This window comes from Micromonospora sp. NPDC047134 (genome assembly GCF_040643455.1).
In the GTDB taxonomy this organism is placed as follows: Bacteria; Actinomycetota; Actinomycetes; order Mycobacteriales; family Micromonosporaceae; genus Micromonospora.
The window spans coordinates 53,639-68,048 of record NZ_JBEYUI010000027.1; the positions used below are offsets into that span (position 1 = coordinate 53,639).

12 protein-coding genes are annotated in these 14,410 nt (G+C 72.4%); 2 read left to right on the forward strand and 10 right to left on the reverse strand.

The features are described 5' to 3' along the window. Positions 1-9 precede the first annotated feature (9 nt). Positions 10-1,266, forward strand: coding sequence for an endo-1,4-beta-xylanase (locus ABZ795_RS25030; RefSeq protein ID WP_357532098.1), 1,257 nt, complete (start codon positions 10-12; stop codon positions 1,264-1,266). Between the two features lie 30 nt (positions 1,267-1,296). Here the strand turns inward: ABZ795_RS25030 and mltG are convergent, their stop codons facing one another. The 8 genes from mltG to ABZ795_RS25070 form a co-directional block, all read right to left on the reverse strand. Further along, complete coding sequence (gene mltG, locus ABZ795_RS25035) at positions 1,297-2,493, reverse strand: endolytic transglycosylase MltG (RefSeq protein WP_357532099.1); 1,197 nt, start codon at positions 2,491-2,493, stop codon at positions 1,297-1,299. Further along, positions 2,494-2,952: a Holliday junction resolvase RuvX gene (ruvX, locus tag ABZ795_RS25040; protein WP_357532100.1), complete on the reverse strand. Its 459-nt coding sequence runs from the start codon at positions 2,950-2,952 to the stop codon at positions 2,494-2,496. A gap of 72 nt (positions 2,953-3,024) precedes the next feature. Beyond that, positions 3,025-5,703, reverse strand: a complete 2,679-nt coding sequence (gene alaS / locus ABZ795_RS25045) for an alanine--tRNA ligase (RefSeq protein WP_357532101.1) — start codon at positions 5,701-5,703, stop codon at positions 3,025-3,027. Then, complete coding sequence (locus tag ABZ795_RS25050) at positions 5,700-6,005, reverse strand: hypothetical protein (protein WP_327026771.1); 306 nt, start codon at positions 6,003-6,005, stop codon at positions 5,700-5,702. The genes alaS and ABZ795_RS25050 overlap by 4 nt, the downstream gene beginning before the upstream one ends. A 24-nt stretch (positions 6,006-6,029) precedes the next feature. After that, positions 6,030-6,491: a DUF948 domain-containing protein gene (locus ABZ795_RS25055; protein WP_327026772.1), complete on the reverse strand. Its 462-nt coding sequence runs from the start codon at positions 6,489-6,491 to the stop codon at positions 6,030-6,032. Between the two features lie 153 nt (positions 6,492-6,644). Beyond that, positions 6,645-7,253 carry a hypothetical protein gene (locus ABZ795_RS25060; protein ID WP_357532109.1) on the reverse strand — a complete coding sequence of 203 codons (609 nt, stop codon included), beginning with the start codon at positions 7,251-7,253 and terminating at the stop codon, positions 6,645-6,647. Between the two features lie 2,393 nt (positions 7,254-9,646). Continuing rightward, complete coding sequence (locus ABZ795_RS25065; RefSeq protein WP_357532102.1) at positions 9,647-11,164, reverse strand: replication-associated recombination protein A; 1,518 nt, start codon at positions 11,162-11,164, stop codon at positions 9,647-9,649. 75 nt (positions 11,165-11,239) lie between these two features. After that, the gene (locus tag ABZ795_RS25070; RefSeq protein ID WP_327026774.1) at positions 11,240-11,437 is read right to left on the reverse strand and encodes a hypothetical protein; all 198 of its coding nucleotides are present in this window, start codon (positions 11,435-11,437) and stop codon (positions 11,240-11,242) included. 128 nt (positions 11,438-11,565) lie between these two features. Between ABZ795_RS25070 and ABZ795_RS25075 the strand changes: the two genes are divergently transcribed. Continuing rightward, positions 11,566-12,309 (forward strand): GNAT family N-acetyltransferase, encoded by a 744-nt coding sequence (locus ABZ795_RS25075; RefSeq protein WP_357532103.1) that lies wholly within the window; start codon positions 11,566-11,568, stop codon positions 12,307-12,309. Here the strand turns inward: ABZ795_RS25075 and ABZ795_RS25080 are convergent. Next, complete coding sequence (locus ABZ795_RS25080) at positions 12,267-13,673, reverse strand: MFS transporter (RefSeq protein ID WP_357532104.1); 1,407 nt, start codon at positions 13,671-13,673, stop codon at positions 12,267-12,269. The two genes, ABZ795_RS25075 and ABZ795_RS25080, sit on opposite strands and share 43 nt — an antisense overlap. After that, positions 13,670-14,263, reverse strand: a complete 594-nt coding sequence (locus ABZ795_RS25085) for a helix-turn-helix domain-containing protein (protein ID WP_357532105.1) — start codon at positions 14,261-14,263, stop codon at positions 13,670-13,672. Before ABZ795_RS25085 ends, ABZ795_RS25080 begins: the two co-directional genes overlap by 4 nt. Positions 14,264-14,410: the final 147 nt, after the last annotated feature.

Genomic DNA, 14,410 nt, shown 5'->3' on the forward strand with positions numbered 1-14,410 from the left:
CATCCAACAATGTCCGACAGCAGCCTGCGACACCGCACCGGAAAGACCACCCTCACCATGCGCGGGCCGGATCGACGGCCGCTCGCCGAGCAGATCGTGACGGTCGAGCAGCGGCGGCACGCCTTCGCCTTCGGCAACATCGGCTTCGACTTCGTCGACCTGGTCGGGGGTCCCGGCCCCGGGGGCGGCCAGCCCTTCGGCGGTACGGACTCATCCGATCTCGACCGGCTCGGCGAGCTGTGGCTCAACCTGTTCAACACCGCCACGCTGCCGTTCTACTGGGGTAGTTACGAGCCACGACGCGGCGCACCCGACACCGAGCGGCTGACCAGGACCGCCCGCTGGCTGGCCGGTCACGGCGTGACGGTCAAGGGCCACCCGCTGGTCTGGCACACCGTGCAGCCGCCGTGGCTGCTCGGCCTCGACCTCGACGAGGTCGAGGCGCTGCAACGGGCCCGGATCCGTGACCTGGTCGGTGGGTTCGCCGGTCTGATCGACACCTGGGACGCGATCAACGAGGCGGTCATCATGCCCGTCTTCGGCAACGGGGACAACGCCATCACTGACCTGGCCCGGGCCCGGGGCCGCATCCACATGGTGCGGATGGCGTTCGAGGAGGCCCGTGCGGCCAACCCGGCGGCGACCCTGGTGCTCAACGACTTCGACCTCAGCTCGGCCTACGAGTGCCTGATCGAGGGCGTCCTCGAAGCCGGCGTCCGCCTCGACGCGATCGGCCTGCAGACCCACATGCACCAGGGTTACCGGGGCGAGGAGTACACGCACGAGATGCTCGACCGGTTCGCCCGCTACGGCCTGCCGCTGCACCTGACCGAGACCACGCTGGTCTCCGGCCACCTCATGCCGCCGGAGATCGAGGACCTGAACGACTACCAGGTCCCGCAGTGGCCGAGCACCCCCGAAGGCGAGGCCCGGCAGGCCGAGGAGATCGTCCGGCACTACCGGTCCCTGCTCGCCCACCCCGCCGTGCAGGCGGTCAACTACTGGGGACTCACCGACCGGGGCGCGTGGTTGGGTGCCCCCGCCGGCCTCGTTCGTTCCGACGGCAGCCGCAAGCCGTCGTACGACGCCCTCGAAGCCCTGATCAAGGGCGAATGGTGGCTACCGCCGACCCCCATGCGTACCGACGCCGACGGCACCCTCACCGTCGCAGGCTTCCTCGGCGACTACACCGTCTCGGCTGGTGAGCGCACCACGCACTTCACCATCGACGCGGCCGACACCACTGCCACGATCGACCTGGCCTGACCACCGCCACGCCGTGCGGAGGCCGGCTCGTCACAGGACGCCGGCCTCCTTGGCCTTATCGATGTTCCTCAGGTGCTGGTTGTAGTCCTTCGTGAAGGCGGAGTTGCCCGCCTTGTCGATCGCCACGAAGAAGAGCCAGTCGCCGTTCGGCGGGGCCATCGCACCTTCGAGGGCCTCCTTGCCCGGATTGTTGATCGGGGTCGGGATCATGCCGCGCAGCTTGCGGTTGTACGGGTTCTTCGGGTTGTCGAGGTCGGCCGCGGTCATCTGGCCGGAGGTCTTGCCCTCCTGACCGATCGACTCGAAGTAGTAGTTGACCGTGACGTCCATCTCCAGGCAACCGCAGGGGAAGGTCTCCGAGTAGACCCGGTTGTAGGCGACCCGGGCGACCTTGCCGAGATCCTTCTTGGTGCCGGCCTCGGCCTGGGCGAGCGAGGCCACGATCAACGCCTCGTACGGGCTGATCCCGCCGCGTTCCTTCTGCACCCGGTCGGCGAACTCCATCTGCCCGGTGACGCTCAGGAAGTGGTCGACCATCTGCCCGAGGATGGTCTCGGCGGTGGAGTTCGGCGGGATCTCGTAGGTGTCCGGGAAGAGGAAGCCCTCGATGGACTTCTTGGCCTTCTTGCCGTCCTCCCGCTTAAACCACCAGTCCGGTACGCCGAGCTTCTCCGGGTCCTTCGCGGCGGCCTCGAACTCCTTGACCGGGATGTCGGTCTTGTCGCTGAGCAGTTTGAAGATGCTCTTGGCGGTGCGTCCCTCGGGGATGGTGATCCCGTTGACGATTCGGTTGGCCGGGTCGAGCATCGCGGCCAGGGCGAGCTCACCACTCATCTGCTTGCGCAGCTTGTAGGTGCCCGACTGGATGTTGCGGCTGCGGGAGTTCTTCTCGGCGGCCTCGATGAACGCCTTGGTGCTCTTGATCACGTCCGCGTCGCGGAGCACCACGGCCATGTCGGCCAGGAAGGCGCCCTGCGGGATCTGGATCGTCACCTCCTCGGCGCCCGCGCCGTCGTAGTCGGGGGTGACGAAGTAGTTCTGGATCCGGTCGAAACCGTAGAAGGCACCGCCGCCGATGCCGCCGAGCAGCACCAGGGCCAGCAGCAGCGCAAGCGCGGTCTTGCCCCGGCCCCCGCCGGAGCGACCGCCCCGCTTACGACCCCTGCGGTGCTTGCCCTTGTCCCCCCGATCCTGCTCGTCGTGACCGAGGTCCAGCTCGTCAAACATCTACGTCCGCCTCCGCTGCGCGTCCAGCCAGCTCTGCAGAATCTCCACCGCGGCGGCCTGGTCGACCACCGCACGTTGTCTCTTCCCCCGGACACCTCGCTCGGCCAGCCTACGACTCGCCACGACCGTGGACATCCTCTCGTCGGTCAACGTCACCGGGACAGGCGATATCACCTCGGCCAGTTGTCGAGCGTACGCCTTGACGTGCTCGGCTGCGGGCCCATGTCGACCGGCGAGGTTGACCGGAAGGCCCACCACCACCTCCACGGCCTCGTGCTCGACGACCAACGCGGCGAGCTGGGCAAGATCGCTCGACACCGCGTCCGGCCTGGGATTCTGCTCCCGGGCGACCGTGACCAGCGGGGTGGCCAGCACCCCGTGCGGGTCGGACCGGGAGACCCCGATGCGGACCTGGCCGACATCCACCCCCAGCCGCACACCACGGGACAGCTCAGTCACCGAAAGTCACCTCTGGGTAGAAAGAGGCCAGGGCGGACCCACCGGTCCGCCCTGGCCCGCTGTGCCGATGACTCACGCCTCGGCGATCGCCTTCTCGACCGTCATCAGCAGGGTCGGCACCTCCGACTCGGGCAGGCCACCGCCCTGAGCCAGATCCGGGCTGCCCCCACCACGACCGGAGAACGCCGCCTTGACCAGGTCGTTGGCGGCCAGCCCCCGCCCACGGGCGGCGGGATTGACCGACACCACCAGGGAGGCCTTGCCGCCGGAGCGGGCCGCCACCGCGACCACCCCCGGCCGGGCCGGATCGATCCGGCCACGGATCTCCTGGGCCAGGGTGCGTACGTCGTTGCCGGCCGCACCCTCCGGCGCCTCGATGCCGACGTAGGCGACCCCGCGGACGTCCTTGGCCTGGGCGGCGAAGGCCGCCGCACCCCCGAGCACCAGCTGGGCGCGCAGCTTCTCCAGCTCCTTCTCCGCGTCGCGCAGCTGGGTGACGGTCTGCTCGACCCGGTCGGCCACCTGCTCGGAGGGGACCCGGTACAGCTCGGCCAGGCGGGCCACCAGCAGGTGCTCCCGGGCCAGGAAGTTGAAGGCGTCCATGCCGACCAGCGCCTCGACCCGGCGGACCCCGGACCCGATGGAGGACTCCGAGAGGATCTTCACCAGGCCGAGCTGACCGGAACGGGACACGTGGGTGCCGCCGCACAGCTCCCGGGCGTAGTCACCGACCTCTACCACCCGGACCTGCTCGCCGTACTTCTCGCCGAACAGGGCCATCGCCCCGATGCGGCGGGCCTCGTCCAGCGAGGTGACGAAGGCGTGCACCTCCAGGTCGGCCAGGAGCACCTCGTTGACCTGCTGCTCCACGTCCCGCAGCACGCTAGGGGCCACCCCGGTGGCGGTGTTGAAGTCGAACCGCAGCCGACCCGGGGCGTTCAGCGAACCGGCCTGGGTGGCGGACTCGCCGAGGAAGTTGCGCATGGTCTGGTGCACCAGGTGGGTCGCGGTGTGCGACCGGGAGATGGCCCGCCGCCGACTGGTGTCGATCTCGGCGTACCCGGTCTCCCCGGCCCGCACCTCACCCCGGATCACCCGGGCCCGGTGCACGATCAGACCGGGCACCGGCTGCTGCACGTCGAGCACCTCGACCTGCCCGCCGCCCACGGTGATCATGCCCAGGTCGGGCTGCTGCCCACCGCCCTCGGCGTAGAAGGGGGTGGTGTCCAGCACCAGTTCCACCAGGTCGCCCTCGACCGCGGCCGCACGCGGGCCGTCCGTGCCGAGCACCGCCCGTACGGTCGACTCCCGGGCCGTCTCGGTGTAGCCGGTGAAGGTCACCGGGCCCCCGGAGTCGAGCACGGACCGGTACGCCGACAGGTCGGTGTGCCCGGTCTTGCGGGCCTGCGCGTCGGCCTTGGCCCGGGCCCGCTGGTCGGCCATCAGCCGGCGGAAACCCTCCCGGTCGACGTCGAGCCCCTGCTCGGCGGCGATCTCCAAGGTCAGGTCGATCGGGAAGCCGTAGGTGTCGTGCAGCTGGAACGCCTTGGCTCCGGAAAGCGCCGGCTTGCCGGCCGACTTCGTCTCCGTGATCGCGGTGTCCAGGATCGTGGTGCCGGCCCGCAGGGTGGCGAGGAAGGCGTCCTCCTCGGCGTACGCGTACGCCGAGATCCGGTCGAAGTCCGTGGCCAGCTCCGGGTAGGAGGGGGCCATGCAGTCCCGGGCCACCGGCAGCAGCTCGGGCAGGGCCCGGTCCTGCCAGCCGAGCAGTCGCACCGACCGGATGGCTCGGCGCATGATCCGCCGCAGCACGTACCCCCGGCCCTCGTTGGAGGGGGTCACCCCGTCACCGATGAGCATCAGGGCGGTCCGCACGTGGTCGGCGACCACCCGCAGCCGTACGTCGTCCGGGTGGGACTGGTTGGCCGCCTGGCCGGAGTGGGCGCCGTAGCGCTTGCCGGTCAGCTCGGCCGCCCGCTCCAGGATCGGCCGGACCTCGTCGATCTCGTAGAGGTTGTCGACCCCCTGGAGGATGGAGGCCATCCGCTCCAGGCCCATGCCGGTGTCGATGTTCTTCTTCGGCAGCTCGCCGACGATGCGGAACTCCTCCTTGCTCCGGACGTCCGCGATCTCGTACTGCATGAAGACCAGGTTCCAGAACTCCAGGTACCGGTCCTCGTCGACCTCCGGGCCGCCTTCCAGGCCGTACTCCGGGCCCCGGTCGTAGTACAGCTCCGAGCAGGGGCCGGCCGGGCCGGGGATGCCCATCGACCAGAAGTTGTCCTTCTTGCCCCGGCGCACGATCCGCTCCGCCGGCACCCCGGTACGCAGCCAGATGTCGCGCGCCTCGTCGTCGTCCAGGTAGACCGTCGCCCAGATCCGCTCCGGGTCCAGCCCGAAGCCCCCCGCCTCGACGGACTTGGTGGCCAGCTCCCAGGCAAACGGGATCGCCCCGTCCTTGAAGTAGTCACCGAAGGAGAAGTTGCCGTTCATCTGGAAGAAGGTGCCGTGCCGACTGGTCTTGCCGACCTCGTCGATGTCCGGGGTACGGATGCACTTCTGCACGCTGACCGCCCGCGGGTACGGCGGGGTCTGCTGGCCCAGGAAGTAGGGGACGAACTGCACCATGCCGGCGTTGACGAACAGCAGGTTCGGGTCGCTGATGGCGGGCAGCGGAGCGGACGGCACCACGGCATGACCGTTCGCCTCGAAATGGGCGAGAAACCGCCGCTTGATCTCCGCCGTCTTCATCGCTGGTGTTCCTCCGGAAAGATTTCTCGATCGCCGATCCGCGGGTCCTCCCGCAGCTCGGCGAACTGGTCGTCGAACGCCTCACCCTGGGCGAACGCCTCGTGGATCTCCTGCTCCCGCTCGGCCATCCCGGCGCGCACGTCCGCCACGAAGCTACGCAGCTCCTCGACCAGCCCGCCAGCGGATTGTGACAGGTTGTCGGCGATGCCGGCCGGGGTGTACGCATGCGCGGCCTGGGTCGCCTTGCGGACCACCACCACCCCGACGGCCAGCCCGATACCCAGCCAGAACAGACGCCTCATGCTCGTACCTCCGCCTTCGTCGGGTCAGCGGTTCCCGCGCCGGGCGGCGCGCCGCTGGGCCTTGATGGTGTCGCGGACCTCGCGCTCGGTCTCGGCGTGCCGACGGGCGGAGGCGGCCTTGCGCACCCCGTACCCGAAGGCCGCCACCTTGACCAGGGGGTTGGCCGCGGCGGCGGAGACGACCGTGACCAGGTTGGCGACATTGGCGCTGACGTTCTGCGCGTGGCTGGTCATGGTGTCGACCTTGGCCAGTTGGAGGTTCACCCCGTCGAGAGAGGTCTGCACCTGCTCCAGGGTGACATTGACGTTGCGGACCGTGGTGTTGACCTCACCCAGCAGCGGACCGGTCCGGTCGTTGAGCTCGTTGATCATCCGGGTGGTGGCGTCCACGGTGTGCCGCAGCCGCAGGATGGGCAGCGTCAGGATCAGCACCAGCATCGCGAATGCGATTGCCGCGATCAGCGCCGCGACCTCCAGAAAGCCCACGCCTGTCCTCCTCAACGAGATGTCTCGGGGCGGCATTATCCCCGATCCGCGCGGTCGTCCCGCCCGCGCCGACGCCCGGTGGCCCGCCACAGGACCGGCCGGGTCACACGCGGGACGCCAGGTGAGACCCTACCGTCCGTGATGACATTCGGCTCAGGACGGTGGTGAGGGCGTCAAGTCACCCAACGGATCGTCGCCCAGGGTCGGGAAGGGGTCCACACCGGTCAGTGACGGATCGGTGCTCGGCTGTGGCCGGGTCCGGTCGTCGTCGATCGCGTTACGCACCTTCACCGTCACCAACGATCCGGCGCACTCCTCGGCGGCGGCCTCCGGATCCAGCGAGGGCACCACGGCCGGCTCGCCGTCCACCGGCGGAGGTACGCAGGTGGGCGGGCGAACCCAGAGATCCAGGGTCAGCTCATCCCGCCGCCAGCAGGTGTAGCGGCCCTTCTCCTCCTGCTCCGGGCAGTAGGCCGGCTTCCACGGCTGCCAGCCGTCCTGACTCAGCGCCGACTCGTACACCTCGGCGGTCTCCTCCGGTGACCGCTCGGAGGTCACCGTCCGCTCCCTCAGCCGGCAGTCCAGCAGACACCAGCGGCTGCCGCTGACCGCATCGGTGGTGCTGACTGCGGCCCAGGTGGGCACCTCCAGTTCGTCCAGGGAGGCGAAGACCGGGTCCCGGCCCTCCGCGCGCAGGCCGAAGAAGACCGGCACCGCGCCGAGCAGCAGCACACTGACCACGGCCAGGATCATCACCCGCATCCGGCGGTTGCCGCCGTCCTGGTGGCGCTCCTGCGCCCCGTCGTCCGGCCCGTCGCCGCCCGGCCCGTCGGAGTGCGCCGGTGGCGCCTCGGCGGGTTTCCGTACCTGCGGCTCCCCGGGTCGGAGCACCGGGCCCATCGGAACGACCGCCGCAGCCGCCCGAGCCACCGCCGGGCCCGCACCGGCTCGCGCCGGTGGGGGTACCGCGGCGACGCCGGAGGGCTCCGGACGGCCCGGGTTGCGGGCGGGCGGAGCGGCCCGGCCCGCCGGCCGTTCCTCGGCCCGAGGCGCGGCGGCGCCCCGGGCGACCACCGGCGACCCGGGGGGGCCCGGCGGCAGGTCAGCGGGGCGTCCGACCGGTGGGCCATCGGGGCGGGCGGTACCGCGCGGCGGGGCGGGCGGCTGCTCCGGAGCCCGGGTACGCCCGGTCGCCGGCCCCCCACCCGGCTGCCCCGGCACCGGTCCGGGCCGTCCGGGGGGTACGGCTGATCCGGGCCGTCCCGGCGGTACGGCTGATCCTGGTCGGCCGGGCGGCGGCTCGTTCCCGGCCGACGGGGTAACCGGTGCCCCGGCCGGGGGCAGGACCCGCCCACGGCCGGTGGGCGGCCCGTCCTGGCGGGCTGCTCCGCCGGTCGGCGGCCGTACCCCACCCTCGGGTCGACCCGCCTCGGCGGCGGCGCGGCCCGGCGGCGGCCCGGCGGGCTTCTCCACACCGCGCTGCCCCCGCACGGTCGGCACATCGCCGGTGGGGGCACCCTCGGGGCGGCCCGGCTCCGACCTCGTGATCGTCCGAAGGGCCGGATCGGTGTGGTGGGCCCGTCCGGCCTGGCGCAGCCAGTCCGCCGGCCGCTGCGGTCGGTCCGGTCCGCCGCTGCCGGAGCGGGGGTCCACCGACCGCCCGCCGGGGTCGTCGACCGGGCCGGTGGCGGTCACCGGCCCGTCCTCGGCCGCCCGGCGACCCGCCCTGCTCGGCGGCGGCGGTGTGCCGGTGCCGGGGGGCATCTCCGGCAGGTCCGCAGCTCGACGTGGTGATTCCGGCACCGCCCGACGGCCCTGGGGCGGCGTCTGCGGCCCTGGCGGCACCACCGGTACACCGTGCGCTGCCGTAGACCGTCCCGGCGGCACCGCCGAGGGGCCCTGCGTGGTGGACGGGCCTCGCTGCGCGGCGGACGGACCCTGCGCAGTGGTGGGCGGGGCCGGCGGCGCGGAGCGGCGGCCCCGGAGGGGATTGTCGTCGCCGGTGTCACGCGATGCCGGCTCGGGGATCGGCGGCGCATTGCCGGAGGCCGGCACCACCGGCTGGTCCGTCTCGGGCTCGGCGGCGCGTCGCCGCCCCACCCGTCGGCCGCTGGCGGGTGCGCCGGTCGGTGCCCCCGCAGCGGGCGCCATGCCTGCTGCCGGACGGCCCAGGCCACCCTCGGCGGTGGAGGGTGCCTCCGGGACGGCGCGTCGGCCCGGCTGAGCGGGCAGCGGAGACACCGCAGGGTCGATCTCGGGGGCACCGGGGACCCGGGGGCCACCCATCGGTTCCGGCATCGCACGGCGGGGACCGGCAGGCGCCCCGGTCGGCCGGACCGGGCGGCGCGCTGCGGGGGGACCCGACACCGGGCCGACCGGAGCACCCGAGACGGGTCCCTCCGGTGCGTTGGTCGGCGGCTCGATCACCGGACCGGTCCTCGGTTCGCCCCGGTACCGCCCCTGACCTGTCTGCGGCCACCCACCCGGCGGGGTGTCCGTCATGCCGGGGCCCGGGCGGCCACGAGGTCCGGCGGGCGCCGGGGGTTGCCCGGCGGGGGCGGGTAGCTGTTCACGGGCACCCACCACCGGTTGGTGTCCGGTGCCGGGCACCGGCGTCGCACCCGGCGAGGCAGCGGACCCGGGGGCCTCAGCGGGCCTAGGCCCACCGGCGGCCACGGGCCCACCGGCCGGACGAGGGCCGCCGGTCGGGGCGGGGCCGCCACCGGCCGGGCGGGTGATCGGGGTACCCGGCCAGGGGCCGTCCACCGGGCGGGCGCGGGGCGCCTCCGCGGGGCGGGGTGCGTCGTGGGGCGGAAGGCCGGTGCCCCGCGCCGGCATCGACTGCGTACGCCCGTCGGCAGGGGGTCGGACCGGCCCGGTCGGCGGGGCTTGCGGCCCGGCCGGGGCGGGGCCACCCGGGATCGGGCCGGGGTGAACGGGTCGGGACGACGCCGGGCCCTCGGAGACGGGGGTGATCCCGTCGGGACCCAGTTCACCGCGCTGCTGCTTGGCCGAGCGCAGATCGTCGATCCAGCCGAAGTCCTCACCGCCGTCCGGCTCCTGCGGGACGGCCTCCGACTTGTTTCGGCCCCAGCGGCGGGGCTTGGCGCGCCGCTCCTCCTGGCCGTCCTCCGGTCGCTCGGAACCAGGCGATCTCACTGTTGACCCTTCCCGTCGGCGCGATCGCCGACCTCCTCGGTCACCTCGGCGGCCGCGGTCGTCGACTGCGGGTCATCGGTACCGGAGCGGACCTGATCCCGGCCGCCGCCCGGCGACGTTCCCGTGGCGGCGGGGACGGGTAGTCCACGAACGATCCGGCGTAGCAACGGCAGCCGGGTGGCCACCGCGCGTTCCGCACCGTGCTGGCTCGGCTGGTAGTAGTCGGTCCCGACCAGGTCGTCCGGGACGTACTGCTGGCGGACCACCCCCCGGTGGTCGTCGTGGGGGTAGCGGTACCCGGTGCCGTGACCGAGGCCGCGGGCCCCGGCGTAGTGGGCGTCGCGCAGGCCCCGCGGCACCGCGCCACCCCGCCCGGCCCGTACGTCCGCGATCGCCGCCCCGATCGCGGTGGTGGCCGAGTTCGACTTGGGTGCGGTGGCCAGGTGGATCACCGCCTGGGCGAGGTTGAGCTGCACCTCCGGCAGGCCGACGTACTCCACCGCGTGGGCGGCAGCGGTCGCCACGCTGAGGGCACTCGGATCGGCCATGCCGACATCCTCGCTGGCGAAGATGACCAGTCGGCGGGCGATGAACCGGGCGTCCTCCCCGGCGACCAGCATCCGGGCCAGCCAGTGCAGGGCGGCGTCCACGTCCGAGCCCCGCATGCTCTTGATGAAGGCGCTGGTCACGTCGTAGTGGGCATCCCCGGCCCGGTCGTACCGGACCGCGGCGGTGTCCACCGCCCGTTCGGCGGTGGCCAGGTCGATGCGGCCGGTGCCCAGGGCGGTGGCCGCACCGGCGGCGGCCTCCAGGGCGGTCAGGGCCTTGCGGACATCCCCGCCGGCCAACCGGACCAGATGCTCCTCCGCCTCGGGATCCAGGGTGAGGGCCCCGGCCAGGCCCCGCTCGTCGGTCAGGGCCCGATGCAGCAGGCGACGCACCGCGGTGTCGTCGAGCGGGTGCAGGGTGAGCAGCACACACCGGGACAGCAGCGGGGAGATGACCGAGAAGTACGGATTCTCCGTGGTGGCCGCCAGCAGGGTGACCGTACGGTCCTCGACGGCGGCGAGCAGGGAGTCCTGCTGGGTCTTGCTGAACCGGTGCACCTCGTCGATGAAGAGCACCGTGGGCGGGCCGCCGGAGCGCCGCTGCCGGCGAGCGGTGTCGATCACCGCGCGGACGTCCTTGACCCCGGCCGACAGGGCCGACATGGCGACGAACCGCCGGTCGGTGGCGCTGGCCACCAGGTGGGCGATGGTGGTCTTGCCGCTTCCGGGTGGCCCCCAGAGGATGACCGACATCGGGGCCTGACCGGTGACCAGTTGTCGCAGTGGCGCACCGGGGGCGAGCAGATGCTCCTGACCGACGAGTTCGTCCAGGTTCGCCGGACGCATCCGGACCGGCAGCGGCGCGTCCGGGCCGACCGGGCTGAAGCCGCCGACGCCGCTGGAACCTGCCACCGCACTGACTGCTGCGGCAGGTTCACCCAGGGTGAACAGCGTTTCGGACTCCATCACGAGAACAGTACCGGGCTCGACCGAGCGCGCCAGAATCGCGCCACCGATCGAGCCCGGGATGATCACTCTCGGTCAGCCGCGACCGGGACGACGCCCCCGATACCAGCGGCCACCCCGGCTGCCGACCCCGGCCAGGTGCAGTGCCAGCAGCAGCAGGCCGATCAGTACGAGGGTGTTCCAGTTGAACAGATCCGGGGCTCCGAGATCGGTACCGAGCAGGTCCAGCAGCAAGGTGAAGCCGAAGACCGCAGCGGCGGCAATGGCGAGCATGGCGTTCCTCCGGTGGGGGTTCCAGTAGGTCGGCCCGGGATGTACCCGATCGGTCCCCCAGTCAATCTCCACCCTGGACTCCGGGCCACCCTCTCCTGGCGAGATCTGGGCTCACCTAGGCTCCTCCCATGGTCATCTTCGACGGGGGTCCGACCGAGCGGGAAGCGCTCCTGCGCGCCGTGGGCCAGCACCCCTTCCTCCGACATTCGCTGCCGCTGCGGGAGCCGGTACGGGCCTGGCGCCGGGACGGCGCGTTCTGCTGGCTGCTGCCCGAGGTCACGACGGGGCCGCTGGGTGGGATGGTCGGGCCGCCGGCCGAGGCGGCAGACCTGTTCGGCGTGCTCGCCGCCGAGGGCGTCTTGCAGCCCGGCCGCTGGGTGCATCTGCCCCGACTGGACCGGGCCACCCTCGACACCGCACCCGGGGTGGCGGCCCACGAGGACTGGGACTTCCTCTGGACCACCACCCCGCCGCCCCCGCAACCCGGCGAGGAACGGGTCGTCCGGCTCACCGAGGCGGATCACCCCGAACTGGCGGCCCTCATCGAGGAGTCCTTCCCCACCTCCACGGCACGGCCGGGCAATCCCCAGGTCGTCGACTGGTACGGCATCCGCGAGGGTGACCGGCTGATCGCCTGCGGGGCCGACCGCACCCGGGGTGACGTAGGTTTCCTCGCCGGGCTGACGGTGGCGCCGGCCTGGCGGGGCCGGGGCCTGGGCGCCGCCCTCACCGCCGGGATGAGCCGGGCCCTGGCGGCCCGCCACGACATGCTGGCGCTGGGCGTCTTCCCGGCCAACGTCGGTGCGATCCGGCTCTACCGTCGGCTCGGTTACGTCGAGGCCGTCGGGCTCACCTCGGTGCGCTGCGCCTGACCGGGGATCGACACTCCGTTGCCGGTCGACCCCCCACCCTCCTCCGGCTCGGCGGAGTGCTGCTGCCGATCGGCGGGGCGCTGTTGATCGGCGGGGTGCTGCTGCCGATCGGCGGTCATCGGCGGTTCGGGGTGGCGGCCGGCCCGCCGGGCCGGCAGGTACAGCGGCGCGGCGACCGCCAGCACCACCGCGCCGACCAGCATCGCCGCGCTGACCCCGGCCCGGTCGCCGATGTAGCCCAGCACCACCCCGCCCAGGGCGCCGGCCGGCATCGCCACCATGGAGTTCAGCGAGATCAGGCTGGTCCGGTACGGGCCGGCGACCTGCCGGTGCAGCAGCCCCATGTGCAGCGGGTTGGAGGCACCGTGCACGGCGTAACAGGCGAAGAAGGCGATCAGCACTCCGGTCGGCCCGGCGAACAGGGCCATGCCGACCACGGTGATCCCCTGCATGATCCGCAGCAGGGCGGCACCGGGGGCGGCACCCAGCCACCGGATGATCAGTGGGGTGAGCGCCGCGCCGGCGGCCGAGGCCAGCCATGCCGCCGTACTGGCCGGCCCGAGCAGGACACCGGCCCGCTCCGGGTCGCCCACCACCTCGGCCAACCGGATCGGCAACAGACCCTCGAAGGTGGCCATGCCGAAGCCCCAGAACAACTCGACCGCCACCAGGGCCAGCAGCACCCGGGACCGGCGCAGCAGACCGAGGGCCTCCCCCACCATGCGCGGGGCATCGCGCACGGAGGCCCGCAACGTGGCCCGGCCGATCACCGCCCGCCCCTCCACCAGCAGGATCAGCAACGCCACCAGGTAGACCACCTGCAAGCCGACGGCGGCCAGCACCGGCCCGGTCAAGGCGCTCAGCGGCCCGATCGGCCCCAGGGCCACCAGACCGCCGCTGAGCAGCGCCCCGGCCGCCATGGCCAGGCCGAGCACCATGCCCCCCTGACCCAACCCCTTCTCGTACCCGGCGTCCGGGTCCGCGGCCAGGGTGGTGTCGACGTACCAGGACTCCAGGGGTCCGCTGTCCAGGGCGCGGAACACCCCTTGCAGCGCCCAGACGACGAGCAGCAGGGCGAAGGAGTCCGCCACCACCAGCAGCCCGGTCGAGACCAGGCCGACCAGGCTCGCCACCACCAGCACGGGCTTGCGGCCCAGGGCGTCGGCCACCCCGCCGGTCGGCAACTCCAGGGCGAGCACCACCACGCCCTGCGCGGCGACGGCCAGCCCGATCTGGGTCAGGGACAGACCGCGCTCCTGCATGAGCAGGATGGTCACCGGGATCAGCAGGCCGACCGGCAACCAGCGCAGGCCGTGCAGGACCAGGTAACGCCGCCGGACCTGGCGTACGGACAGGGGGTTCACCGGGTGCCACCGATCAGCATCGGCAGGGCGGTGAGGAAGATCTGCACCTGCTCGGCCCCGGGCTCGGTCGGGTCCGCCTCGGCCCGGTAGCGCTCCAGCACCTGCCACAGCTCGGTACGCAACTGCGCCAACCGGGCCGCCGGAATGGTCATGAAGATGTCGCTCGTACCGAAGAGGTCGCGCCAGGCCGGCGGCCACTGATCGCGTACGGCGAACCACCGCTCGGCGTACTCGACGTACTGGCGTACCTGCTCGGCCTGGATCCACTCGATCGCGGCCCGGGCGTCCGGGTCATCGTCGAAGTCGGTGTTCTCCCAGTTGGTGACGTCGTGGGCGGCCCGCCACCACCGCTGCCGCCCGGTCCCCCGGCCGGGCTCCTCGACCACCAACCCCACCTCGGCCAACTGCCGCAGGTGGTAGCTGGTCGCCCCGGTGTTGGTGTCGAGCAGTTCAGCCAGCCCGCTGGCCGTCGCCGGCCCCTTCACCCGCAGGGCCCCCAGCAGCCGCGTCCGCAACGGATGCGCCAACACCCGCACCTGTCGCCGATCGATCCGCACCCGCCGAGGCCGATCCCCCGCACTGTTCTCCATAAATCCACAATACTTATGCACAACTCCTATGCACAACTATTGTGCACTCCCCCTCCCCGTCGACGCTTCTATAGGTGGGCCGGTTCCGGGAGGAGTTGGTATCGGTAGGTTCGATGTCGGTGAGCTACGAGTGACTCATGCAAGATC